Raw genomic sequence first — 24,699 nt, 5'->3', positions numbered from 1 at the left:
CCGGGCCTACGATCTTCAACCCTAATACGAGCGGCGAGATCCACCCGAACCATGAGATCGTGTCGCCATGGTGCGATGGGCTGAACGGGGCGAACTACCCGGACTGGTCTCCATAGAGCTGGCCGCCGATCGGCTCTTCGAACAGGTGGGCATCGTGTTCCCGCCGGGGACCACCATGATCGAAGAGGTCGACGACCCTGGGACCGTGCTGGTCGAAGGAGAGCCGCCGGCCGGGTTCGCGCTGATCGGGCACATCGACGGCAATCTGCACCTCGACCAGCTCGCCGTGCGTCCCGACGACATGCGCCAGGGCATCGGCGGGCGGCTGATGACGGCGGTGCTCGACCACGGGCGCGCGGTCGGGGCGCCGGCCGTGACGCTGACGACGTACCGCGACGTGTCCTGGAACGCGCCGTGGTACGCGCGGCACGGGTTCTCCGTGATGGCCGCACCCGAGTGGGGGCCGGAGCTGCGGGCGCTGGTCGAGCACGAGCGGGAGCTCGGCATCGAGATCGCGCCACGCGTGGTCATGGGCCGTCCGCTGGTCGGGCTATGAGCTGCGGCCGATCGTTCGCTGGGGTGGCTCCTGGAAGCGGGTGCGCTGGGGCGGCTCTCCGCTCACCGTCTCCACGATCGTGGCCGCGACCTGGTGCAGCTTGACGTTCTTGTCCTGTGACACGTGGCGCAGGATCTCGAACGCCTGATGCGCCGTGCACCGCCGCTGCGCCATGACGATGCCGAGCGCCTGGTCGATGATCGCCCGGGTGTTGAGCGCCTCCTTGAGCTGCGCCGCCACCTCCCGCATCCGGGCCACGTCGAGCGCCGTGCGGAACAGCACACCTACGTGCCCGGCGGTCACCCGCGCGACGAGCAGGCTCTCCTCGGCGAGCTTCCGCTCACCGCGCGAGTAGAGCGTGAGCACGCCCAGCAGTGCCCCTTCCGACTCCAGCGGCTCGCAGTGCACCTGGTGCACCTCCGGCGACTCCGCCGCCAGACGCTGCCAGCGGGCGTCGGTGGCCAGGTCACCCACCGTCACCGGCCGCCCGATCTTGATCGCCTCGAGCACGGGCCCCCGCCCGGCGGCCGCCTGCAGCCCGTCGAGCAGCTCGGCCCGCGCGTGCGAGCAGGCCACCGTGCGGATCCTGTTGTCCCCGCGCAGCGTGATGCTGAGCATCGGAGAATCGGGCATCGCCCGGACGGCGATGGTGAGACATTCGGCTAGTGCCCGCTCGAACTCCGCGATGTCCGTGGGCACGTTGGGCCGTTTCACCACAATCCCTCGCGCTGGCTGCCTCGGCCTGTTGGGCCTCTAAGGTTAGCCCTTCGATGACGCCATCACGAGACGTACGCGTCGATCTCGGCCAGGTACGCGTCCTTCACCCGCCGCGGCAACCAGGTGATCTCGAAGGCGTTGCGCTCGAGCTGGGCCAGCTCCCCACGGGTGAGCTGGAGCGCGTCCTGCAGCGCGAGCAGGTTCTCCTCGACGTAGCCGGCGAAGTACGCCGGATCGTCGGAGTTGATCGTCACCCGCACGCCCAGGTCCATCAGCTTGCGGATGCCCTCGACCTTCATCGAGTCGGTCACGTAGCCGTTGGAGATCGGGCAGCACGTCAGCCCCATGCCCCGCTCCAGCACCGCCTCCACCAGGCGCTGGTCCTCCAGGAGGTTGACGCCGTGGTCGATCCGGTCGACGCCGATGTCCTCGATGGCCTGGCGGATGTGCTCGATCGCGTTGTCCTGGTCCACGTCGCAGTGCATGGTCAGCAGGTAGCCCTCTTGCCGGGCCCGCTCGTAGACGGCCGCGAACTTGCTCGGCGGGTTGCCCCTCTCGTCGGAGTCGAGCCCGACGCCCGCGATCCACTCCTTGTACGGCAGCGACTCCAGCAGCGTCGCCATCGCGTATTCGGCCTGGAAGTCGCGCAGGAAGCACATGATGAGCTGCGCCCGCACCCCGAGCCGCGCCTCGGCGTCCATCAGGGCCCGCCGGAGCCCCCGGATCACCACGTCGAACGGCACGCCCCGCGAGGTGTGCGCCTGCGGGTCGAAGAAGATCTCCGCGTAGCGCACGTTCTGCTCGGCCGCCTTGCGCAGGTAGGCCATGGCCAGGTCGTAGAAGTCGGGCTCGGTGCGCAGCACCCGCATGCCCTCGTAGTAGATGGTGAGGAACGAGGACAGGCTGTCGAAGGTGTAGGCGGCCCGCATCTCGTCGACGGTCGCGTACGGAAGCTCGAGGCCGTTGCGCCGGGCGAGCTCGAACTTGAGCTCGGGCTCCAGCGTGCCCTCGATGTGCAGGTGCAGCTCGCACTTGGGCAGGCCGGCGATGAAATCCTTCACCGGACCACCTTAGAAGACGGCGCTCAGAAAATGATGGCCAGCCCGACCGCGAACAGCAGCCCGTAGGCCATTTGCAGCTTGCCCGTCTGCTGCAGCACCGCGATCAGCGCCGGGCCGACGGCCTTGCCCAGCACCGTCCTGATCGGCTGGATCGCCAGCGGCGCGGCGAGCAGCACGAGCGCCGCCCAGGGCGTGATGGGGATCATCGCCGGCGCCACCACGAAGGGCACGATCTGGCAGGCCACGTAGAGCGTACGGGTGCGCTCGGGCCCCAGGACGACCGCCAGCGTGCGCTTGCCCGACTGGCCGTCCGTGCCGACGTCGCGCAGGTTGTTGACCACCAGCATCGAGCACGACAGCAACCCCACCGGGATCGAGGCGAACAACGCCGCCCAGCTCAGGTGCTCCGTCTGCACGTAGGCCGTGCCGACCACGGGCACGACCCCGAAGAACACGAACACGGCCAGCTCGCCCAGGCCGCGGTAGCCGTAGGGGTGCTTGCCGCCGGTGTAGAACCAGGCGGCCGCGATCGCCGCCGCCCCCACCAGCAGGATCCACCACGCCTGCGTGACGACGACCAGGACGAGCCCCAGCACCGCCGCCAGCGCGAAACAGCCCAGCGCGGCGGTCAGCACCTGCCGGGGCGTGGCCGCGCGCGAGCCCACCAGCCGCATCGGGCCGACGCGCTGGTCGTCGGTGCCACGGATGCCGTCGCTGTAGTCGTTGGCGTAGTTGACGCCGATCTGCAGGGAGAGCGCCACGAGCAGCGCCAGGAGCGCTCGCCACCATACGAAGCCGCCTTCGCCGATCGCCACGCCGGTGCCGACCATGACGGGCACGATGGCGTTGGGAAGCGTGCGGGGGCGGGCGCCGGCGATCCACTGGCCCGGGGTAGCCATGTCCTTCTTCAACCTCTAGCTGATGTCCGTGGTGAGCCTGACCATGCGGATCGGGCGGCCCATGTCGAGTACGCGTTCGGCCATGTCCTCGCCCCATCCGGCCGACTCCAGGAAACCGAGCACCGCGTAGTTGTCGGCGAACACCCAGGTGACGATCTGCCGGAAGCCGTCGTCGCGCAGGTAGTCGACCGTGGCGTTGAGCAGGCGGCTGCCGTGGCCCCGGCGGACGAAATCGGGGTCGACCAGCAAGGTCAGCATCTCGGCCACAACGGTGGGGTCAAGGTCGGGATCCTCGGCGGGGGCATGCGAAGCCAGCCCGACCACGCGCTCCCCACCGCGGGGGGTGACCAGGGCGGCGCTGCCACCGGCGCCGAGAGCCGGAAAACCCTCGGTGTCGAGGATGGTCTCGACCGCCACCAGCACCCGATGCATGGCAGTGGGAGGGGCGACGATCGCCTCGTCCCACTGGCGCAGCCACATCTTCTCCGCCGCCGCGCCCGTCATCTGCTCGAGTGGGCCCTCGGGGAGGAAATCCCGATAGCCGTAGCGCCAGGCGCGGATCTGAGTATTCGCAACCTGGAGCACATCCTCGCGCCGGGCCGCCCGGACGCCTACGTCTGCCATCTCGGCCCGCTCCTTCGCCTGCCGTTCATGCCACAAGGCACGAGTTACACCGTATCGGTGTTTGACCCTTGGAGACGACGCGAACCCCGCTTCCTCGCCCGGTAAGCGCGTGTCTTGGTGCGGTTGCCGCATACCCGCATGGAACACCACGAGCGGGAACGGTTCTTCGACGAGTCGATGAACGCCCACTGACAGGTTCCCTCCGCGCACACCTTGAGCCGGTCCCACGCCGGACGATCCCACGAGGCCGCCACGGCCGCCGCGGCGATGCCCGCCAGCCCGCCCCGTACGCCGTTCTCGGCCGCCACCAGCGCGGGTCCCTCATCGGCCGCCACCATCACCCGCAAGGGCAGCGCGGGGAGCTCGGCCGCCTCGCGTCTGAGGGCCGCTCTGAGGCCCTCACGCAGGGAGTGCGCGGTGTGGAGGTCGTCGTCGGTGGCCCGGTCGCGGGGCCCGGCGAGGCCGCGTTCACGCAACCAGAGGGCCAGCTCGGCGGGGGAGGACAGCTCGTCCGACTCGGCCTCGACGTCGTAGGTGTTCACGAAGTCTCGTACGAGCTCCGCGGGGAACGGCATGTCGTCACTCTACTGGGCGCGTTCGGGCACCGATGATCGCAGGGCTTCGGACAACCGCCGGACCCCTTCGTGCAGCTCCGCCAGGTGCGCGGCGGCCATGTGCGTGACCCGGAGGCGCGGGCCCGGCGGCTCCGACGGGTAGTGGATCCTGCCCGGGCTCACCAGGACCCCGTTCCTCCTGGCCGCCTCCACCAGGGCGTTCTCGTCGGTGCCGGCGGGCAGGCGGACCCACAGGTGCATCCCGCCGATGGGCAGCAGGTGCACCTCGGCCTCCGGCAGACGGGCCGCCAGGGCGCCGGCCAGGGCGTCGCGACGGGACCTGATCTCGGCGTGCACGGTCGTCAGATGCCGCCGCCAGGCAGGGGAGCTGGTGAACTCCAGCGCCGTCTCCTGCAAGGGCCGGGCCACGAAGAACGACTCGACGAGCTGGCTCGCCCGCAGCCGGTGCGCGGCCGGCCCTCTGGCGATGACGGCCGCCACCCGCATGCTCGGCGACAGGATCTTCGTCAGCGAGCCCACGTTGACGACCGTGCCGTGCGGGTCCATGGAGGCCAGCGACGGAGGTGCCTGCTCGGTCAGGTAGCGGGCGAAGTCGTCCTCCACCACGAACGCCCCCGCCGCCCTGGCCACCTGCAGCACCTGCTCCCTGCGGTCCACCGGCAGGGTGGCGCCCGTGGGGTTGTGCAGGGTGGGCTGGCAGAAGAACACCCGCGCGCCGGTGACGGCGAACGCCTCGGCCAGCAGGTCGGGACGTACGCCGTCGCGGTCCATGGGCACGGCCGTGGCCCGCAGCCCCGCCGCCCTGGCCGCCGCCAGCGCGCCCGGGTAGGTGGGCGTTTCGACCAGGATGGGCGTACCGGGGGCCGCCAGGGCCCTGAACGCGTGCGTGAGGGCTGCCTGACCGCCGCTCACGATCAACGCGTCGGCCGCCGTGACGTCGCCTCCCGCCTCGGCCGCGAACCAGCGCCGCAGCTCGTGCAGGCCGGTGAGGGGCGGCATGGCCCAGGCGTCCGGCCGGCGTACGGCCCGGGCCGCCGCGGCGGCGAGCTGTTTGTCCGGGCGTAGCCCTGGGCGCAGGTACCCGCCGGTCAGCGGCACCACGCCGTCCGGCGCCGCGGCCAGCAGCGCCGCCACCGGGCCTTCGTCGACCACCCGATCGCCGAGGGCCACCGTCTGCCAGGAGAGGTCTGCCGCGTCCTGGCCCTTGATCACCTGCGGGGCCACGAAGGCGCCGCTTCCCGGTCTGGTGATCACCCGGCCTTCGGCGGCGAGCTGGCCGATGGCTCTGGAGACGGTGACGGGGCTGACGTTGTGGCGGCGCATCAGCTCGCGGCTGGAGGGCAGGCGGGCCCCCGGGCCCAGCCGGTCGGCCTCCTGGCGCAGTATCGCGGCGATATGAGCGATACTGCTATCGTTGTTCATGAAAGATGAGAATAGCGCTATCGTGTCCGGTGGAGTAGCGGTCCCTTTCGCGAGCGGGGTTTCCGCCGCCGAGACCATGGGTGCCGGTGGGACGGGCGAGCACCCCGCTGATTCTCAGCACCCCGCGCACCCTGCGGTTCCGCACCATGGCCAGGGACCCTCACCGTCACACCACCTGCCGCACCCCGGCCCCCTCGAACCCCTCGAACCCCTCGAACCCCTCGGACTCCCCGGACGCTCTGGCCCGCTTCAGCGGCCCGGCCCGTCCGAGCGGCCCGGCCCGTCCGAGCGCCCCTTGCTTTCCGAACGCTCCGAACCCCCGGAAAGCCCCACGCCCCGCCACCCACGGCAGCCTCGGGAGCGTCAGGGGACCCTGCTCGCCTTTCTCGGGGTGCTGGCCTTCTCCGGCTCCTTCCCGGCCACCGTTTACGCGATGCAGGGCTTCGACCCATGGCTGGTGGCGATCGGCCGGGCGGCCATAGCCGGTCTGATCGCCCTGGCCTGCCTCAAAGCCACCAACCGCCCCCTCATCCCCCCGAAACACCTCTGGCCCTCCTACGCCTTCATCTCGCTGGGCGTCGTCTTCGGCTTCCCGGTCTTCAGCGGGCTGGCCCTGGACCTGGGCGCCAGCACCGCCCACGCCGCCGTGGTCATCGCCCTCCTGCCCGCCGCCACAGCCGTCTGCGCCGTCCTCAGAGCGTCGGAACGCCCCCGTCCCCTCTTCTGGGCCGCCTGCGCGGCCGGCGCCCTCGCCATCACCGCCTTCACCCTCACCCAGCACCAGGGCAAACCCGCCTGGCCCGACCTGCTCCTGATCGGCGCCCTCCTCTCGGCCGCGGTCGGCTACACGGAAGGCGGCCGGCTGTCCCGCGAGACCCCCGGCTGGCAGGTCATCTCCCACACCCTCGTCCTCTCCCTCCCGCTCACCGCCCCCCTGGCCGCGGTGCTGGCCCTGACCACCCCCATCACCCCGAACCCGCAGGCCCTGGCCGGATTCGCCTATGTGGCCGTGATCTCCATGTTCGTGGGCTTCATCCCCTGGTACGCGGGCCTGGCCAGGGGCGGCATCGCCAGGGCCGGTCAGACCCAGCTCACCCAGCCTCTGCTGACCCTCGTCTGGGCCTGGTTCCTGATGGGCGAGCGCTTCGGGCCCCTCACGGTGGCGGCGGCCCTGGCCGTACTCATCTGCGTGGCCGTCACACAGCGTGCTCGTACTTGAAAGCCGTGACGCAGGCCCGCAGGATGGGAGAGGAGGTGTCACATCATGGCGGACCTCACGATCCCAGAGGGCGGATTCTGGCCGGCGCCGGAGATCCCGCAGCCCAATATCTATCCCATGGAATGGCGAGTGGAGACCGAGAAACTCGCCGCCATCTACGAGAAGTCCAAGCGCGTGCTCTGGAACCCGGCCGACCTTCCCTGGGACGGCCTGGACCCGGACGACTTCACCCGTGAACAGCGGCTGGGCATCATGTACTGGTTCGCGGTCCTGGCCAATTTCGACGCCTCGGGACCGGCGGTGTTCGCCCGTGCCACCATCCAGGCCTTCGAGAAGCACGAGGAGGACCCGGTCAGGAAGTGCTTCTTCTCGATCACCCGTGACGAGATGAACCACGAGGAATGCTGCCAGCGCACCATCGCCAAACTCTGGCCGGGCGGCCCACTCAACTGGACGCCGACGGACGACCTCGAAAAGGCCGCGCACAACAACATCGGCTGGCTCTACCACAACGGCGGCCGCTACTGGACCGGCTACACCTCGGCCGTCGGCAAGTATTCGCTGCCGGTGCTGTTCACCAGCTTCATGATGGGGGAGATGGCGGCCTCGACCCTGTTCAGGGGCATGGCCTCGGGTACGCACCACCCGGTCTTCAGCGAGATGTTCCACCGCATCGGCCGCGACGAGTCCCGCCATCTCCAGATCTGCATGACCATTCTGGAGAACGAATGGCCGGGCCTCACCGACGAAACCCGCGTCCTCATCACCCGCCAGCTCAGAGCGGGATTCGTCTTCCTCAGCATGATCCTCTGGGAGCCTCCGGAAGGTTTCTGGGACCTCCCGCCCTATTTCCTGGCCAACCACCGCGTCCTCATGGACCAGGCCAGGCAGGCCGGTTTGGGGGTGCTCTCGTACGAGGAGCAGGCGGAGAACTGGCGCGTGGCGATGGCCAAGGTCCGCGCCATAGTCGAACGGTGGGGGATCGCCTTCCCGGCCATTCCCGAACTGGATCTGGAAGGCGTACCGGTGGACTTCATCGACCCGGAGGACATCATCCCGGTCTTCTAGCATGGCGAGCATGTGGCCACGTATGAACGGACTGCGCGTGCTCGAGCTGGGCTCCCCGGGCGACCTTCGCCGCCAGCTCACGGACCTGACGTTGTCCGGCGCGAAAACGGCGACGGCCGGGCTGCTGCCGCTCGATTACGAGGCCGAGGGGGAGGAGGTCGAGCACGTCGGCGAACGCCTCGTCCTCGTCGACGACTCAGGTGGCCGGGTGGCGGAGATCGAGATAACGAGGGTGGAGCTTACGCCTTTCGCGGAGGTCGGCTGGGAGTTCGCGGCAGCGGAGGGCGAGGGGTTCCGGTCCACGGAACATTGGCGCGAGGCCCACCGCCGCTATTGGTCGAACCAGGGCTACGACGTGGAGAACACCACAACAGTCGTCTGCCTATGGTTCCGCCTCGCCCCTTGAACCACCACCCCGCACCCACCTGACTCACCCACTTGCGCCACCTCACACCCACACCCACTGTCAACGGCCAAGTGCGGGTGGGTTTGGCCCACTTTTACATGGCCACGGACACCCACTGGCGCCATCCCATCCATCCCCCTGCTCCCCGGGAACTCCTCACCCACCACCCACAGAACCCCTCGGCACCCACCACCCACAGAACCCCTCGGCACCCACCACCCACAGAACCCCTCGGCACCCACCACCCACAGAACCCCGACCATGCGCTGGCTCACAAACCCTAACCTTGACCCTGCACGCCCACGAGCCCCGCCCAGCTTCACCCCGGCCCCTGTCACCCACGGGCATGCCCCCACCGCCGGAGCCCGCACCATACGGGTTGGACACCTGCACCCACACCGCCCGGTGACCCTGAGCCGCTGTCACCGACGGGAGCACGGGTCCTGGCAGACCACGAAACTCTGAAGCTGTACCGACACTGCGCCGACGCTGTGCCAGCAACCCGATAGCGATGAGCAACCCTGTGTCCCAACCCCGTTGGCACCCGAGCTGGCCTGCCTGCGTTCCTGCCATCAACCAAGGGGCCATTGCTCCTCGGGAGCGACATAACTCCCACGATGCGGAACGCTGTAGACCCACCCCTGATCCCGCAGCAACGCAATGGCCCGCCGCACGGTCTCACGTGCGGCGCCGTATTCACGCACCAGCGTGACCTCACTGGGAATCGAACAGCGCGGGAGCAGCTCACCACCCTTGATCCTCTCCCGGATCTCATCAGCGATATGCCGATAGAACGGCGCTCGGCGATTCAGGGGCCCGCTCTGACCGGGGGCGTTCACAAAAGTGCCCTCACCCTGCCGCGTATGAACCAGCCCCTGGTTCCGCAACACTCGAATCGCCCGGCGCGCGGTCGTGCGCGCCACCTTGAATTCCCGCTGGATCCCCGCCTCACTGATCACAAGATCACCAGGGGAGAGCTCGGCAAGGATGCGCGACTTGATGACCTCACTGATCTGCAGATATAGGTGGGTGTCGCCCTCGCGATTCAGCACGCTCTTAAGGGTATCCAAGAGCCCAGACGACGGCAGGGCGATTAGAAACCCTGATCGTCAGGCGGCCATTTATCCGAGTTGGCGACGTATGTACCTCGATAAGGCACGGTGAAGACCCACCCCTGCTCCCTGAGATGCGCAACAGCCTGCCGTACGGTCACCTTGGCAACGCCGTATTGCCGCATCATCACTTTCTCACCGGGAATAGCCCGATTCGGCGCTATCTCACCGTGTCTAATCCGTCCAACAACGTCGTGGGCGATTTTCCGATAGAGCGGCAGCCTCCTCAACGACCGCGGCGTACCCGGCCGCCCAACAAAAGTACCCTCGCCCCGAATCGTGTACACCAGCCCCTGATCGCGCAGCTCACGAGCCACCCGCCGCGCGGTAGTGCGAGCGATGCCGAAACCCTTCTCAAGGCCGGCCTCACTGGGCACGGGATCGCCGGCTTCGAGCTCACCACGCTCGATCTGATCACGGACCAGGCCGGCCACCTGCTTGTAAATGGGCACAGGCCCCTCACGATCCAGCACGCTCAAATCATAAACGAAACCGTACAACTCCACTCAAAACACACACGCGCACACGAGTACGAGTCACCTGACCGGACGGCCGAGACACGAGCCACCCAAGATCGCCATGAGCCCCAGCAATTGACAACGAAGAGGAACTTTCACTCCGATCATCAAGCCGCCCGGAGTCTGGCCGCATCGTGCTCCACAACTTGTCACCCATTCCAGACTTCGGCGAACTATGCAAACGAAGTCGATCCTGAATGGCGCCCTCTCCAAGAAACCAGCCATATGGTCATACGCCGCTCATCAGACGTTGAGAGCTGACGATCGCCACCGTCCCAACTGTGCCACCGCCTCGTACAACTGACATCCCAAACACGTGCCCCGCCCCTCTAAGAACACTGTCTCCGCGGACACCCGCTCGCTCGCGACGGCCGCTCAGGTTTCCCACCACACCTACGACCAGACGAAACTCGCAAACCACTCTCACACCCACAATCCCTCTGCGATCCGGCTCTGCGGGATCGCAGTCGAAGGCGCAGTGCGCGCCAGGCCGGCGATGGCCGGAGCAGAGGCCGCTGGCAAACAGCAGCTCGGTCCCGGACGGCGCCATCCTGCCGCCCACCTGCCCCAAGAAGGCCACGCTGGAGCGGGCAGCTCACCTCACCGGAGGAACGGAGCCAGCGGCCAAGGTCGGTACGGGCCAGCAGGACGACAAAGTCGGGGTTCCCGATCTCCATCTTCACCGTCTGGCAGGAGTTCAGCCGCCACACTAGTTCCTGCGGCCATCGCCCACTTCTCCTTCGATCTCGACTAGGCCCTCGAAGGAAACGCGCGATGGCCGTCACCATTTTCGCGAGCGCTTACCAGCTCTCAGCCGGCTGCCTCCCACTTCCGGATAGAGGTGGGCTTGTCACCGTTCTCTACGCTATCCGATGCTAAAGCTCTCTCAGCAGCCTTCGGGCAGCCACCGTGTAACCCTTCGAAGGAAAGGATTGCAGGGCGAAGGAGAACAGAGATGGCTGCAGAGGACAAATGTGATTTGTGTGAGAAGGACAGTGCGGTCGACCTTCGGCTATTTCGAAGGTATTTGCCAGGCGCTGCAAGGATTATTCGCACAAATCTGCGCACTCCCTACACAATCCTTGCTGGTCGCGTGTGTGCGCCGCCCCGGGAGGTGAGGGGAGAAATGGTGACGGCCACCGCGGTCCTTCGAAGACGCAGTTCGGAAGGACAAAGACGCGATGGCCGCCGATAACAGTATGCCGTTTGAGCGCCCAGTAGTGAAGGGCTTTGTAACCGGTGGCTCCGACTTTATGTTGTGACCATGGTGAAGACAGCGGACATGGCTTTGCCGCCGGACAAATGCTGCGGTTCGTCCGGCGGCAAAGGGTGCGACAAAGGCTAGGCTCGCTGCACTGCCACCGTGTGTGCGAGCCGGACCCCCAGCGACGGTGCGCTTATGCGATCGTCGCTGGCGCACCATTTGTCGTCGCGCGATCCCAGACGGCGCGCCCGCTCAACCGCTCAGTGCGAGCGAATGAGCTCCGCCAGGGATCGCGCGAGACCATGGACGTGGCCTCATGCTGTTCCAAGGGCACGAGATCACGCCACGACGAGTAGTGGCCGGCTGACGTCCGTAACGGCCTACCCGCGCCATTAGGTTCTCATGGGCATCCGTTGGAAAACTGCTGTTCGGCGCTATACAGGAGATCATGCCTTTTGGTGTCGGCCGGGTTTATGGTCCGGAGTGGAATGGGTTTACGTGGGAATTCTCCTCCAGGCCTCATCCGTGATGATCAGGTGGTCGAGAAGGCGCAGCCCGACCATCTCGGAGGCCTCGACAAGCCTGGCCGTGGCCTCCAAGTCGGCCAGGCTGGGCTCGAGCGAGCCGCCAGGATGGTTGTGGGCAAGGCCGTACATGGCGCCACCTGCGGTGAGCACTTCCGTGATGACCCTCCGTACCGACATCACGGTGTGGTCGGACCCGCCCTCGGTCAGCACCACGCGCTTCAGCACCCGTCCGCCGGTGTCGCAGACCACCATGACCAGTCGCTCCTGCGTGCGGTCGTGCAGCAGTGGAGCGCAGGCGTGCGCCAGATCGGACGTGCTTGTGATCCGTTCGCGTTCGGGCCAGGCGGCCGCCCGGCGTACGAGATGGAAGGCGGCGGTCACTCGTGCGGCTTTGGCCGGGCCGATGCCGCGCAGGGCCAGTAACCGGTGGGGATCGGAACGGCCCAGGCCATCGAGATCTCCGCAATGCTCGATCACCTGAGTGGCCAGGTCCAGGGCGCTCGCCCCGTGAAATCCCGAGCCAAGCAGCACCGCCAGCAACTCGCGGTCCGCCAGGGCATCGGCGCCGCTGGACATGAGCCGTTCGCGCGGCCGGTCACTCTTGGACAGGTCTTTGACTCGCATCGGCAACCTCCGCAACTGTTGTATCAACGGGCACCGACAATCTCTGACCTGCGCGTTTGTGGGAAAGGCCGTGCTTTCCTTTCGTTGATGGATGGGGTAAATGTCGTCGGGCACCGCACCATCGGCGGACTGGCGGACTGGCGGACTGGCGGACTGGCGGACTGGCGGACTGGCGGACTGGCGGACTGGCGGACTGGCGGACTGGCGGATCGACGGGATTGACGGGATGGGTTGCCCGGACGAACCGGATGAATAGCCGGATGGGGGGCCGCGTGGCGCCCGGCGGTGCTTGGAGGAATTGGAGGAATCAGCGGCGATCGGTGGGCTGGCGGTGACCTCGGGGGGAATTGGCGGGATGCGCGGGTTCGTCGCAGAGGTCAGTTCTACGTGATGGTTTGTCCGACCTTGAGGCCATCCAGCTAGCCTCCGCGCAAGGCGCCACGGTCACGGACTGTCGCCGGTGTCATGAACGACGCTTTCCCGAGGGCCGTGCCAGCATCCCTTATGCGGGGGTGTGTCGCATCTGGCAAGTGCGAGGCGCCGCCGGATTGTGGCCGTGGAAGCATGCGGCAATTGAGGCGTCGGCCTATGACCGCATCCGCTCGTGACGGTCGAGGGTATTGGTCCATCGGCTTATGGCAGAGGGGGGCATCGGCCCCTGCGGTCGCCCCAGCGTGGTCGGCCTGGAAGGTGCCGACTTCTGCGCAACGCAGTACACGGCGCATTGAGGTGGCTGGGTTCGCGAGTTCTGCCGCGCGTTCCTCCCGTTCAGGAGGGAGCGGCTGCCCGTCCGCGGTACGGGCTGGTGGATCAGTTGAGGGGTGAGGGGGCTCCGGGCGAGAGGGAGCCCGCCCGGAGTGTTCCGTTTTAGAGGGGCATGCTGTACATGATGCGGAAGCGGTCGCCCGGAACGACGATGTCGCTGGTCTCCACAGGGCGATCGCCGGCCCAGTGCGTACGTTCGACATGCAGTACGTGCACGCCCGCCGCCAAATCGAGTGCATCGCTCTCCGCAGGCCGGGGAACACGGGTGTGCACGCTTTCGACGATCTCGGTGATCTTTATGCCGTGCGCGTACATCCTCGCGACCAGACTGCGGCGTTCCTCATCCGAGTGGGCCGCGAACTCCCGTAGCTCGTAGGACGTGGCAAGTTGGAGCGGCTTGCCGTCCCCCCGGAAGACGTAATGCGTTTTGGTGAGCGTGGTCGTCTCCGGCAGGCGTAGTCGTCTCGAGATGTCGGGACCCGCTTCGGTGGGTTCGCTGTGCCAGTCCCAGGTCACGCGTCTGCCCTGAGATTGCAGGTCGGCGGCGAACGGGGCGGGGTGATCGAGAAATCGCCAGCGGTAGAGCGGTGTGAGGTCGGGGCGTTCCCTGACGTAATGGCCCGAGCCCACGCGGCCGATGATGAGGCCCTCGCCCGCGAGCACGCGCAGTGCATGACGGGCGGCGGTCTCCCCGACCTGGTACTTACGGGTCAACTGCGCCCGTGAGGGAATGGGCGCGCCTGGGGGAAGGGTGCCGTCGGTGATCTGTCGCCGGATGTCTTCGACGACACGCAGGTAGACCGGATCTGAGGTGGCCACTAGTCCATCCCTGGGGGTTCGTGTGAGGCGTTGCCCCATGTTGCCGTATTCGGCAGGTAACCGACCGTCATCGATGACTGCTGGAGCCCCAACTTTGCGATGGCGGAAAATTATCGGAGAAACCCTGTAACGCCGATGTAAGGGAAGCCGATTCTCCGGTAGAGGTCGTCGATGTGTGTACCCCCGAGCACATATCGGCGGCCTCTTCCAATGTCCTCTGCCGGTGGTGTGCGGCGGAGGGCTGGCGCCGGTGTGCCGTGGCCGTGCCTCGTACCAGGGGATGGTCGGCGGTCGCTGCGGGTGAGGTGGTCATCCCCGCGATGTGGATCACATCGGCGTAAGTGGTCTCCTGGTATCGCTGCCGAGTGGCCGTGCCCTGTATGGCCACTTCTCCCTAGGTTGTGGTGTCGTACCCCCGCCTATCGGGACATGTCCCAGCGCCCTCCGGGCTGCGTACCTCGAGGAAATCCCATGATCGACATCGGCAGGCTGCATCCGTCCGACCGGGCCGCATGGGAGGAATTGTTCCGCGCGTACATCGACTTCTACCAGCGGGTCGAGCCGGACTCGATGTACGAGCGGGCGTGGCAGGAGTTCCGGGCGGACACCCGGCTGCATGCCTTCGGCGCGAGACTAGATGGACGACTCGTCGGGATCACGCATTTCTTCACCCATGCGAACACCTCCGCGCCCGACACCGACGTCTGCTACCTGCAGGATCTGTACACCGACGCGGACGTCCGAGGCAGAGGAGTCGCCCGGGCGTTGATCGAGGCTGTGACCGAATGGGCCAGGGGTCGTGGTTGCTCGCGTGTGTACTGGAACACACACGAGTCGAACGCCACGGCCCGGCTCCTGTACGACAAGGTCGCCGAGAATCGGGGTTTCATCCGGTATCAGATCGAGCTGTCTTAGCAGGCTCTCGCCATGGCGGGTGGTGACCGCGTGTACGGTCGTCGCACATGATCGAGTCGCATATCGTGGTGGGGTCGGCTCCGGAGATGCTGGCGAAAGGGGGCAAAAAGCGGCTCCAGGCAGGCAAAGCGGGGTGGCGACGTCCAATGGATTTCTGAATCCAGGTAGCGTTCGCACTATGGCATCGCCAACTGGAACCACCGACGCACCCTTCGGCCGTATGCTGACCGCGATGGTCACGCCGTTCACCCCCGACGGTGAGGTCGATTATGTGGCTGTGCGACGTCTTGCCACCTATCTGGTGGACGAGCAGCGTAATGACGGTCTGATCGTCAACGGGACGACCGGTGAGTCGCCCACCACCTCTGACGAGGAGAAGCAGCGGATTGTCAGCGCTGTCCTCGACGCGGTCGGCGACCGTGCGACCGTGGTGGCGGGAGCGGGCACCAACGACACCCGCCATAGTGTCGAACTCGCGAAGCAGGCGGCACATGCGGGCGCGCACGGCTTGCTGGTGGTGACGCCTTACTACAACAAGCCCCCGCAAGAGGGGCTCTACCAGCATTTCACCGCCGTCGCCGACGCGACAGAACTTCCAGTGATGCTGTACGACATCCCGGGACGCAGTGGCGTACCGATCAAGACCGAGACTTTGATCCGGCTCGCGCAGCACGAACGCATCGTGGCCGTGAAGGACGCCAAGGGCGACCTGTTCGCCGGCAGCCAGGTGATGGCCATGACGGATCTCGCCTTCTACTCCGGCGACGACCTGCTCAACCTGGCCTGGCTGTCGCTGGGCGCGGCCGGATTCGTCAGCGTCGTCGGGCACGTGGTCGGCGCCGAGCTGGCCCGCATGATCCACCTGCACAAGAACGGCGACGTCGCGCAGGCCCTGGCCATTCACGGCCAGGTGGCGCCCGTGGTGGACGGGATCATGCTGCGCGCCGGTGGGGCGATCATGGCAAAGGCGGCACTGAGCATGCTGGGCGTGCCGGCCGGTCCGGTACGCCTGCCGCTCGTGAACGCGACAGAAAAGCAAATCGCCGAGCTGCGTGCTTGCCTGGTAGCCGGCGGGGTGAAGTTGACAGACGCATAGGAACGGGGAGGAACCAGAAGTTTTGAGAACACGATCTGACCGTGGGGGCCAGGCATGAGCCATCCGCATCCTGAGCTTGGCCCCCCGCCGGTGCTGCCTGAGGGCGGCTTGCGCATCGTCGCACTCGGCGGGCTGGGGGAGATCGGCAGGAACATGGCCGTCTTCGAATATGACGGCCGCCTGCTGATCGTCGACTGCGGGGTGCTGTTCCCCGAGCCCGACCAGCCGGGCGTCGACCTTATCCTGCCCGACTTCGAATACATCAGGGACCGGCTCGACGACGTCGAAGCCGTGGTGCTGACGCACGCCCATGAAGACCACATCGGGGCAGTGCCGTATCTTCTGCGCGAGCGGCGCGATATCCCGCTCATCGGATCCAGGCTCACGCTTGCCCTGATCGAGGCCAAGCTCACCGAGCACAGGATCCAACCGATCAAACACGAGGTCATCGAGGGCGAACGGCACGTATTCGGGCCTTTCGACTGCGAGTTCCTCGCGGTCAACCACTCGATCCCCGACGCGCTGGCCGTCGCCATCCGGACACCTGCGGGCATCGTCCTGCACACCGGTGACTTCCGCATGGACCAGTTGCCGAGCGACGGTCGCCTGACCGACCTCGGCGGCTTCGCCAGGCTCGGCACCGAGGGCGTCGACCTGCTGATGTCCGACTCCACCAACGCCGAGGTGCCGGGATTCGTCACCAGCGAGCGGGAGATCGCACCGGTCATCGACGAGGTGATCCGCACCTCCGAGCAGCGGGTCATCGTGGCCAGCTTCGCGTCGCACGTACATCGCATCCAGCAGGTCATGGACGCGGCCGCCAGACACGGCCGCAAGGTGGCACTGGTCGGCCGCTCGATGGTGCGCAACATGGGTGTGGCCCGCGACCTGGGCTACCTCAAGGTGCCGCCGGACCTGATCGTCGACGCGCGCGACATCGAGGAATGGCCGCCGAAGGACGTGCTGCTGGTCTGCACAGGTTCCCAAGGTGAGCCGATGGCGGCGCTGTCCAGGATGGCCAACCGTGACCATCCGATCCGCATCGCCGAGGGTGACACCGTGCTGCTGGCCTCGTCGCTGGTGCCGGGGAACGAGACCGCGGTCAACAAGGTGATCAACGGCTTGACCAGGTGGGGCGCCCGCGTCGTTCACAAGGGCAACGCCAAGGTGCACGTCTCGGGCCACGCGGCCGCGGGCGAGCTCCTCTACGTGCTCAACCTGACCCGCCCTTCGAACTTCATGCCCGTGCACGGTGAGTGGCGCCACCTGCGCGCCCATGCCAAGCTGGCCGCCCTCACCGGCGTGCCGGACGACCACATCGTGATCGCCGAGGACGGCGTCGTGGTGGACCTGGTCGACGGGCGAGCGAAGATCGTCGGTGCGGTTCACGCCGGGTACGTCTACGTCGACGGCTCGTCCGTGGGCGAGATCACCGACACCTCGCTGAAGGACCGCAGGATCCTCGGCGACGAGGGGTTCATCTCCGTGGTCGTGGTGGTCGACTCCAACACCGGCAAGATCACCGCTGGTCCCGAGATCCACGCGCGTGGATCGGGCATCGACCCCATGCAGTTCGACCAGTTCATCCCGCAGATCGAACGGGCTCTCCAGGAGAAGGCCGCGGATGGCGTGGTCGACATGCAGGAGATTCGGCGGGTGGTCCGCCGTACGGTGGGGCGCTGGGTGAGCGACACCTATCGCCGTCGGCCCATGATCATTCCTGTGGTGGTCGAGGTCTGAATCTTCCGACGGTACGGCAGGCATTCTTGCTTGCCGTACCCGGGGAAGTTGTCGGCTGAGGGTTGTGTCCGGTGGTGTTCCGGGCGTGAAGGCGCCACGTACTTCGGGAGCCGGAACGGATCGGCGGACGCACCCTTCTTCATGACCCTGTGCACGTTTACGTTGGTAGGCGAGGCCGAGTGCCTGGAGCGCTCGCTTCACCAGGGACGTGAGCCCGCCCCTGGGACGGGAAACTCCAGGCATCGGGGACGGCGGGCGCTCGTGTGTGTCCGTGGCGACCACATATCCGGCCATCGGGTCTCGACAAGTTGTTCCAGAGCGCGGCTCGATCCAGCGCAACATCATTGAGCTCCCGTCATCGATCAGTGCGGTGCGCCAGACGTACGCCCCCGTCCACCGACAAGCCCTGCAGGGGTTTCCGTTCTGGTCAGTTGCAGGCCCTGTGAGCGCCGGCTTGTAGGAGCGGATGGCCCAGGGGAGAGCCCCCGGTTCGGAGGGGTGGATGTTCTGGAGGAAGGCCCCGGTCCGGAGGGTGGATGTTCCGGGAGGAAAGCCCCGATTCGGAGGGGTGGATGTTCGGAAGCGGATCCCCGCCCGGAGAGGTGGATGTTCGAAGAAGGGCATCGGCTCCGAGGAGCGGACGTTCCAGAGGAAGGAACCGGGCTCGGAGACGGCGGAAGCCCGTGGGTAGAGAGCAGGGCAGGGTCTCCATGTCAGGCGTCCCTTCGGCGTACGAGCCAGGTAGCTGCCAGCAGAGGGACGGCTGCGTAGGCGACGAGCAGTGCTGCGGCGGCTGCGGGAGGCAGGAGCGAGCCGTACACCGACGTGGTGATGATGTCGCCGGTGATCTCTCGGGGGAGTGCACCGATCATGAGTGAGCCGAGGCGCTCACTCCATGGCTCCGGGATCTTGCCGATGATCATAGGGATCACGTATGCGAGGCCGACCAGGACACCGATCGCCCCTGCGGCTGAACGCAGGAGTGCGCCCAGTCCGAGGCCGAGGAGCGCGAACACCGGCACCGTGAGACTGGTCGCGATCAGGAACGGCAGCCGGTCAGTGAACGCGGCGGTGTACGCGCCCGAGAAGCGATCGCCCAGCACCGCTTGAGCCACGAAGTACGTGCCGAAGACCGTCGTCACGCCGACGAGCAGTCCCAGTGTCCCTACGATGGCGGACTTGGCGGCGAGGATGGGCCAGCGGCGGGGGACGATGGCCAGGCTCGTCCTGATCAGGCCCGTCACGTGTTCAGAGGTGATGGCCAGGGTGCCCAGGACGCCCATGCAGAGCTGGGGCACGACCACCAGCACTTCCTCCAGGTCCGCGATGCGTGCGATTGATTGTTTCTCCGGGGAGGCGGCGTCGTACATGCCGGCGGCCATGACGGCCAGTCCGAGACCCAGGAGGATGGCGCCGAGACCGAGGCCGAGGATCAAGTAGGTCGAGCGGACAGAGCGGACCTTCAGCCATTCCGAGGTGAGCACGCTCATGTGGGGATCCGTTCAAGGGGCAGGGCATTCAACCGATCGGTCTTTCGTCGAGTGCTGTGTCTGGTCGGTAGGACAAGTGCTGCTGCATCCGGCCAACTTGATGATGAGAGCGCTGGTGGCAGTGCAAATTGGCCGGCTGGCGAAGGCCCCGAGGGACGTGCGAGTGGGGACGGTTGGAATCGGCCCCCGATTGGTGGGTCGGGCAGCGTGGACGCAGGAGTAGGCGGGTCGCGTGAGATGAGTGTTGGCCGAAGAGAGCGTTAGATACGCCCTGGCTGAAGTGCGGGTTGGTGTGCTGGGAAAGGCGACGGGCGGATGGACAGGGGCGGGCTTTGGCTAGGCCTCGGTGAGGCGGTGAGGCGGTGAGGCGGTGAGGCGGTGAGGCGGTGAGGCGGTGGTGAATCAGCACGGGTGGGGTGGTGCGGTTGTGAGGGGTGCGGATCGACAAGGTGGGATGCGGGCTGGTGCAGGTGCGCATTGGTGGGCGGTTCGGGGCTCGTACAGGCGTCAGCGGAGGTGCTGGTGGCGAGACGAGGATGGACGTTGGGGGTTTGGGGGTGACGCGGTCACGCGTCTCTTCGCCTCAGTTGGAAGTAGCCGATGAGGAGGGTGATGAGGGGGTAGGCGAGGAGGACGGCCAGGGCTGCCCACGGGGGGAGGTAGCCGTCGCCGAGGCGGGACGAGAGGCGTTGGTCCGCTATCTGGGGGACGAGGTTCGGCAGGAGGAGTGTGGCAATGCGGGTGTTCCAGGGCGGGGGCAGGTAGTTCGCCAGGCCGGGGAGTACGAAGAGTAGGGCGACCACTGACACGATCGCTCCAGCCGTTGATCGAATGGTGGCGCCGAGGCCGAGGCCGACCAGCGCCAGTGCGGTTACTGACAGCCCGGAAGCGAACAACCTCGGTAGGTCGTCAGCGAACAAGGTCTCGTTGAAGGCCAGATGACGATCGCCCGCGATGAGGCGGCTCGTGGAATATGTGATGAGAAGGATCGCATTGGCGGCTACGAACGTGGCCAGACCAACGATCCCCGCCTTGGCCAGGAGTAATGTGCTGCGCTTCGGGACCGTGACAAGGCTGGTGCGGATCATGCCTGTCGCGTACTCGGAAGTGATCGTGAGCACGCCGAGCACGGCGAGGCTTATCTGGACCAGCGGCAGGAATCCCTCCTCTGGAGCGGCTGCGCGTAGCATGCCCCGCTCGTCGGCGAGATCGCTCACGTAGAGCGTCCATGCGATGCCGAGGACCGCTGTCAGAGCGGCCATGCCCATGGTGTGATAAGTCGAAGTCACCGAACGTAGCTTCAGCCACTCGGAGGAAAGGACGGCCTTCATCGGGCCGCTCCGTATTGGAGGCTGTCGGCGGTCAGGGCCATGTAGGCGTCTTCGAGCGTGGGGTAGCGGGCGGTGAGCTCGGCGACGGTGGCCTCGGCGACGAGCTTGCCGCGGCCGACGATGACGATGCGCTCAGCGGTGAGGGCCATCTCGCTCATCAGATGGCTGGAGAGCAGGACCGTCCGGCCTTCCGCGGCCAGTGAACGCATCAGGTCGCGGATCCAGCGCACACCGTCGGGATCGAGGCCGTTGACGGGTTCGTCGAACATCAACACGCCTGGGTCGCCGAGCAGCGCAGACGCGATGCCCAGCCGCTGTTTCATGCCGAGCGAGAACCCGCCCACCCGTTTGCGCGCCACGCCTGCCAAGCCGACCTGCTCGAGCACCTCGGCCACTCGCATAGGCCCTATGTCATTGGTACGGGCCATGCACAGCAGATGGTTGTAGGCGCTGCGCCCGCCGTGGACGGCGCCCGCGTCGAGGAGCGCGCCCACTTGGCGCATCGGCTTACCGAGTGAGGCATAGCGGCGTCCGTTGACCAGCGCCTGACCGGAGGTCGGCGCGTCGAGACCGAGGATCAGACGCATCGTGGTGGACTTCCCTGCGCCGTTGGGGCCGAGGAAGCCGGTCACGTGACCGGGCTCGACCTTGAATGACAGGTCGTCCACGGCCAGTGTGCCGCCGTAGCGCTTTGTGAGGTGCTGGAGTTCGATCACGCCGTAAAGGATGCGGGACGGCGGGGCGCCGGCGCGTCGGACCACGGTTCGAACCTCAAGGTCAGACCCAGGGTTGACGTGCGCACGCTGTCTCAACGGCTACCGTTCGACGCGTGGACGACACGCACCCCTTCTTCGCCAGGCGCTGGAGCCGTCACCAGCTGGTCATGCTCGATGTGCTGGCGGGAATGTGCTTCTCGTTCGTGTTCCTCACGTCGGCGGTTCACACTATCGCCCTGCCGCCTTCGGCACGGCTCGCCATCGCCTTCGGATTGGGGCTGCCGCTGGCCATGCGGAGATTGTGGCCTCTGTCTGTCTTCTGCCTCACGTTAGTGCTGGCCGTCTTCGCCGTGATGATCGACGCCGTGGCGTTCGCCTATGTCGCGCCCGCGTACGCCCTCTATGTTGTCGCGCTCTCCAACAGGCTCGGGCCCACGGTTCCGACCTTGGCCATCGGGGTGGTGAGTCTGGTCACCGTCTTGGGCATGACGGTGGCGGGCACGCCGGCCCAGGGTGTTCCGGAGTGGATGTTGCACCTGGACAAGCCACTCATGGGCATTGCGGCGCTGGGAGGCGCGTGGACGGTCGGGCGGGCCGTACAGGAGCGCAGGTACTTCGCGGCCCGAGACGCTGAGCGGATGGCCGCTCAGGCGGTGACGGAAGAGCGGTTGAGAATCGCTCGCGAGTTGCACGATGTGGTCACGCACAGCGTAGGGCTGATCGCGGTCAAGGCAGGGGTCGCGAATCACGTGATGGCGAGCAAGCCGGAAGAGGCGCACGACGCCTTGCGGGTGATCGAGACTGCCAGCCGGAGTGCCCTGGTCGAGATGCGACATCTGCTCGGGATGCTCCGGTCCACGAACGTGCCGGATCTCGTACCTGTGCCTGGTGTGGCGGGGATACAAGGGCTGGTGGAACAGGCCAGGCTCGCGGGGGTGGAAACAGAGCTTGATGTACGGACCGGGACTGGCGACGGGGTACGGCAAGCGAAGCACGCGGCAGGAAAACAGCCTTCCGAAGGTGGCGGGCCTTCGGGCGACAGAGGGCTTTCGGAAGGTGGAGGGCTACCCGGTGGCCCGGGGCCCTTCGATGACGGAGGGCTGAGGGGTGGCGTGGGGCGGTTCGATGGTGGGGGGTTGGGGGATGGCGTGGGGCGGTTCGATGGTGGAGGGCTGCGGGGTGGCTTGACGCGATTTGATGACGAGGGTTTGAGCGGTGGGGTGAGGCGATTTGATGACAAGAACCTGAGGGATGGGGTGGGGCGGCTTGATGGTGACGGGTCGCGGGGTGACATCGGGCGGTTGGAGGGTGCTGAAGAGTCCGAGTGGGGCGGCCTATTGAGTGAGATGGGGCAGTCCGATGAGGGCCCGCGACAGTTGGATGGGGTCCGGCGAATGGGGGATGACCGCCTGCTGGGTGGTGTGGGGTTGTCACATGGGACTGGGAGATCAGACTGCGGTGGCCAGTCGGATGGGATGAGGCGATCGGATGGTGCTGGAGCGGCTGAGTCCTGTGCCCAGTCGGAAGGTTCGGGGGGATCTCACAGTGCTGGCCGACCGGACAATGGTGGTCTGTTCGGTGGCGTACAGCTTTCGGAGGGTGTGGGGCTGTCGGTGTACCGCATCGTGCAGGAGGCTCTGACGAATGCGGTCAAGCACGCCGCGCCTGCCCGGTGCCGGGTTTCGCTGGTCGCTGATGACAAGGAGGTGCTGATCGAGGTGGTCGATGACGGGCCGGGGCGGCGTACGTTGCCTTCCGACGGTGCGGGACACGGGCTTATTGGAATGCGGGAGCGGGTCATGATGTACGGAGGGGCGTTCGAAGCGGGAAGCCTTCCTGGGCGGGGGTTCCGTGTTTTCGCCAGATTGCCCTACGGGGAGATTTCGTGATCCGGGTTGTTGTCGCGGACGATCAGGCGCTGCTCCGGGGAAGCTTTAGGGTGCTGGTCGACTCCGAGCCCGATCTGGCGGTGGTGGGTGAGGCGGGTACAGGGGTCGAAGCAGTTTCGGTAACCCTGGAGCAGCGGCCCGATGTGGTGCTCATGGATGTACGCATGCCGGAAATGGATGGAATTGAGGCCACCCGCCATATTAAGGAGGTGGCTCGGGTTCTTGTGGTGACGATGTTCGATCTTGACGCATATGTTTATGATGCGCTGCGGGCTGGAGCGAGTGGTTTCTTGTTGAAGGACACGCCGCCCTCCGACTTGCTCGCTGCTATTCGGGTGGTTGCAAGTGGGGAGGCGCTCCTCGCCCCGGCTGTTACGCGTAGGCTGATTGAGGAGTTCACGCGTACTCCCGTGCTACCTCGGGTGAAAGGGCTGGACGGGGTCACTGAGCGGGAACGTGAGGTGTTGATGTTGATAGCGCGGGGGTTGTCGAACGGTGAGATCGCTGGGCATCTACAGGTGAGTTTGGCTACGGTTAAGACGCACATCACGCGACTGCTGGCCAAGTTGGAGGCTCGGGATCGGGCGCAGCTCGTTATAGCGGCGTATGAGAGTGGCTTGGTTTCGGCTGCGCGATAATGTCGGTCCTAGGCGCTATGGTGATGGCGGGGCTCTAAACCAATTCGGTCGGCGTTCGGGGCTGATGGTGTTCACTCATTGCTTATATGGATTAGCTGTTCGGTCGAATTTCATGCTGTTTTGGTCAGCCATGCCAGGTGCGCGCTGCCGAACGGTTCCTTTCGCTCTCCCACTGCCTTGAGTAGCCAACGTGCAGTATCTTCCGCTTGACGGATCAGGTCGGTTGGATAGTTCAGTAGTAGCTGATGCTCAGCAAATTCGTCTTCGTCATCGAGAATGAGCCGCCCGTCGCGCATTCGGATCACGTCTAGATCGAGATCGAGCATGGTCACCTCGCCGTCCTTCCACTCCGGGATGGTGGTGACGTCGACGTAAATTTCGCTCTTCTTGGGCGGTGCGTTGAAGGATGCCGTCCACCAGGCGTCCCTAGGGAACAGCATGATTGCGGCGGCAGGGTAGGTGATCGATGGGCCGTTGCCCTTGTAAGCCACGGTCCCTTCGGGTACTTCCGCCCAGACGCCGTGTTCGTCCTCGCCAAGTAGCCGACCGGGGTGGTTCCAGTGCAACGCACCGCCGTACTTACGGAAAACGATTCGCACGTCAGTCATATGGAGAATTTATCCATGTCGGACGATTTCCACACGATGCGCTGGTGGTGGGGCTGGCGGGGAGGTTCACGAGGGGGATGCGGGCCTGGCCTGACCGAGGTCGCAGGGTGGTGTCTCGGGCCGGACTGGGTGGTCGGTGTGGTGTACGTCTGTCGCTGAG

24 protein-coding genes are annotated in these 24,699 nt (G+C 66.4%); 9 read left to right on the top strand and 15 right to left on the bottom strand.

Going from position 1 to position 24,699, the window contains the following annotated elements; genetic code table 11:
• Positions 1–67 precede the first annotated feature (67 nt).
• Positions 68–556, top strand: a complete 489-nt coding sequence (locus tag AB0I15_RS43915; RefSeq protein ID WP_358110146.1) for a GNAT family N-acetyltransferase — start codon at positions 68–70, stop codon at positions 554–556.
• Here AB0I15_RS43915 and AB0I15_RS43910 read toward each other — a convergent pair.
• The 7 genes from AB0I15_RS43910 to AB0I15_RS43880 form a co-directional block, all read right to left on the bottom strand.
• On the bottom strand, positions 551–1,270 hold the full coding sequence (locus AB0I15_RS43910; RefSeq protein ID WP_358110143.1) for a GAF and ANTAR domain-containing protein: 720 nt from the start codon (positions 1,268–1,270) through the stop codon (positions 551–553). The two genes, AB0I15_RS43915 and AB0I15_RS43910, sit on opposite strands and share 6 nt — an antisense overlap.
• Positions 1,271–1,335: 65 nt before the next feature.
• Positions 1,336–2,334, bottom strand: coding sequence for an adenosine deaminase (locus AB0I15_RS43905; protein ID WP_358110140.1), 999 nt, complete (start codon positions 2,332–2,334; stop codon positions 1,336–1,338).
• 23 nt (positions 2,335–2,357) lie between these two features.
• Positions 2,358–3,233, bottom strand: a complete 876-nt coding sequence (locus AB0I15_RS43900; protein WP_358110137.1) for a 1,4-dihydroxy-2-naphthoate polyprenyltransferase — start codon at positions 3,231–3,233, stop codon at positions 2,358–2,360.
• Positions 3,234–3,248: 15 nt separating this feature from the next.
• A complete protein-coding gene (locus AB0I15_RS43895) occupies positions 3,249–3,857 on the bottom strand; it encodes a GNAT family N-acetyltransferase (protein WP_358110135.1) in 609 nt (202 codons plus the stop codon).
• A 44-nt stretch (positions 3,858–3,901) separates the two neighbouring features.
• Positions 3,902–4,432 carry a CGNR zinc finger domain-containing protein gene (locus tag AB0I15_RS43890; RefSeq protein ID WP_358110131.1) on the bottom strand — a complete coding sequence of 177 codons (531 nt, stop codon included), beginning with the start codon at positions 4,430–4,432 and terminating at the stop codon, positions 3,902–3,904.
• Between the two features lie 9 nt (positions 4,433–4,441).
• Positions 4,442–5,854 carry a PLP-dependent aminotransferase family protein gene (locus AB0I15_RS43885; protein ID WP_358110129.1) on the bottom strand — a complete coding sequence of 471 codons (1,413 nt, stop codon included), beginning with the start codon at positions 5,852–5,854 and terminating at the stop codon, positions 4,442–4,444.
• Between the two features lie 166 nt (positions 5,855–6,020).
• The gene (locus AB0I15_RS43880) at positions 6,021–6,197 is read right to left on the bottom strand and encodes a hypothetical protein (RefSeq protein WP_358110207.1); all 177 of its coding nucleotides are present in this window, start codon (positions 6,195–6,197) and stop codon (positions 6,021–6,023) included.
• Positions 6,198–6,227: 30 nt separating this feature from the next.
• Between AB0I15_RS43880 and AB0I15_RS43875 the strand changes: the two genes are divergently transcribed.
• The 3 genes from AB0I15_RS43875 to AB0I15_RS43865 are packed head-to-tail and all read left to right on the top strand — an operon-like array spanning position 6,228 to position 8,547.
• Entirely contained in the window at positions 6,228–7,073 is an 846-nt protein-coding gene (locus tag AB0I15_RS43875) for a DMT family transporter (protein WP_358110204.1), read from the top strand.
• Positions 7,074–7,118: 45 nt separating this feature from the next.
• On the top strand, positions 7,119–8,141 hold the full coding sequence (locus AB0I15_RS43870) for a hypothetical protein (protein WP_358110126.1): 1,023 nt from the start codon (positions 7,119–7,121) through the stop codon (positions 8,139–8,141).
• Positions 8,142–8,151: 10 nt separating this feature from the next.
• Positions 8,152–8,547 (top strand): ASCH domain-containing protein, encoded by a 396-nt coding sequence (locus AB0I15_RS43865; RefSeq protein ID WP_358110123.1) that lies wholly within the window; start codon positions 8,152–8,154, stop codon positions 8,545–8,547.
• A 572-nt stretch (positions 8,548–9,119) separates the two neighbouring features.
• Here the strand turns inward: AB0I15_RS43865 and AB0I15_RS43860 are convergent.
• From AB0I15_RS43860 to AB0I15_RS43845, 4 genes are all read right to left on the bottom strand, one after another.
• Positions 9,120–9,599, bottom strand: a complete 480-nt coding sequence (locus AB0I15_RS43860; RefSeq protein WP_358110119.1) for a GntR family transcriptional regulator — start codon at positions 9,597–9,599, stop codon at positions 9,120–9,122.
• Positions 9,600–9,640: 41 nt separating this feature from the next.
• On the bottom strand, positions 9,641–10,132 hold the full coding sequence (locus AB0I15_RS43855; protein ID WP_358110116.1) for a GntR family transcriptional regulator: 492 nt from the start codon (positions 10,130–10,132) through the stop codon (positions 9,641–9,643).
• A 1,743-nt stretch (positions 10,133–11,875) separates the two neighbouring features.
• Complete coding sequence (radC, locus tag AB0I15_RS43850) at positions 11,876–12,646, bottom strand: DNA repair protein RadC (RefSeq protein ID WP_358110113.1); 771 nt, start codon at positions 12,644–12,646, stop codon at positions 11,876–11,878.
• A gap of 753 nt (positions 12,647–13,399) precedes the next feature.
• Entirely contained in the window at positions 13,400–14,116 is a 717-nt protein-coding gene (locus AB0I15_RS43845; protein WP_358110110.1) for a GntR family transcriptional regulator, read from the bottom strand.
• 471 nt (positions 14,117–14,587) lie between these two features.
• On the opposite strand from AB0I15_RS43845, the gene AB0I15_RS43840 reads away from it, so the two are divergent.
• The 3 genes from AB0I15_RS43840 to AB0I15_RS43830 all read left to right on the top strand — a co-directional run bounded on the left by AB0I15_RS43840 (position 14,588) and on the right by AB0I15_RS43830 (position 17,867).
• Positions 14,588–15,031 carry a GNAT family N-acetyltransferase gene (locus tag AB0I15_RS43840; RefSeq protein ID WP_358110107.1) on the top strand — a complete coding sequence of 148 codons (444 nt, stop codon included), beginning with the start codon at positions 14,588–14,590 and terminating at the stop codon, positions 15,029–15,031.
• A 178-nt stretch (positions 15,032–15,209) separates the two neighbouring features.
• Positions 15,210–16,127 (top strand): 4-hydroxy-tetrahydrodipicolinate synthase, encoded by a 918-nt coding sequence (dapA, locus tag AB0I15_RS43835; RefSeq protein WP_358110104.1) that lies wholly within the window; start codon positions 15,210–15,212, stop codon positions 16,125–16,127.
• A gap of 54 nt (positions 16,128–16,181) precedes the next feature.
• Positions 16,182–17,867 (top strand): ribonuclease J, encoded by a 1,686-nt coding sequence (locus AB0I15_RS43830; RefSeq protein WP_358110101.1) that lies wholly within the window; start codon positions 16,182–16,184, stop codon positions 17,865–17,867.
• A gap of 713 nt (positions 17,868–18,580) precedes the next feature.
• On the opposite strand, the gene AB0I15_RS43825 is transcribed toward AB0I15_RS43830, so the two are convergent.
• The 3 genes from AB0I15_RS43825 to AB0I15_RS43815 form a co-directional block, all read right to left on the bottom strand.
• Positions 18,581–19,357, bottom strand: a complete 777-nt coding sequence (locus tag AB0I15_RS43825) for an ABC transporter permease subunit (protein ID WP_358110098.1) — start codon at positions 19,355–19,357, stop codon at positions 18,581–18,583.
• 566 nt (positions 19,358–19,923) lie between these two features.
• The gene (locus AB0I15_RS43820; protein ID WP_358110095.1) at positions 19,924–20,688 is read right to left on the bottom strand and encodes an ABC transporter permease; all 765 of its coding nucleotides are present in this window, start codon (positions 20,686–20,688) and stop codon (positions 19,924–19,926) included.
• Positions 20,685–21,404, bottom strand: a complete 720-nt coding sequence (locus AB0I15_RS43815) for an ATP-binding cassette domain-containing protein (RefSeq protein ID WP_358110092.1) — start codon at positions 21,402–21,404, stop codon at positions 20,685–20,687. Before AB0I15_RS43815 ends, AB0I15_RS43820 begins: the two co-directional genes overlap by 4 nt.
• A gap of 113 nt (positions 21,405–21,517) precedes the next feature.
• Between AB0I15_RS43815 and AB0I15_RS43810 the strand changes: the two genes are divergently transcribed.
• Together AB0I15_RS43810 and AB0I15_RS43805 are read left to right on the top strand one after the other, a co-directional pair.
• Positions 21,518–23,293 carry a histidine kinase gene (locus AB0I15_RS43810; RefSeq protein WP_358110089.1) on the top strand — a complete coding sequence of 592 codons (1,776 nt, stop codon included), beginning with the start codon at positions 21,518–21,520 and terminating at the stop codon, positions 23,291–23,293.
• Positions 23,290–23,931, top strand: a complete 642-nt coding sequence (locus AB0I15_RS43805) for a response regulator transcription factor (RefSeq protein WP_358110086.1) — start codon at positions 23,290–23,292, stop codon at positions 23,929–23,931. Before AB0I15_RS43810 ends, AB0I15_RS43805 begins: the two co-directional genes overlap by 4 nt.
• A gap of 110 nt (positions 23,932–24,041) precedes the next feature.
• Here AB0I15_RS43805 and AB0I15_RS43800 read toward each other — a convergent pair whose 3' ends face one another.
• Entirely contained in the window at positions 24,042–24,539 is a 498-nt protein-coding gene (locus tag AB0I15_RS43800) for a DUF402 domain-containing protein (protein WP_358110082.1), read from the bottom strand.
• Between the last annotated feature and the right edge of the window lie 160 nt (positions 24,540–24,699).

The organism is Nonomuraea sp. NPDC050643, assembly GCF_040654715.1.
GTDB lineage: Bacteria > Actinomycetota > Actinomycetes > Streptosporangiales > Streptosporangiaceae > Nonomuraea.
The sequence above is the reverse complement of the archived record's forward strand: the minus strand, read 5'-3'. Positions and strand labels throughout refer to the sequence as shown.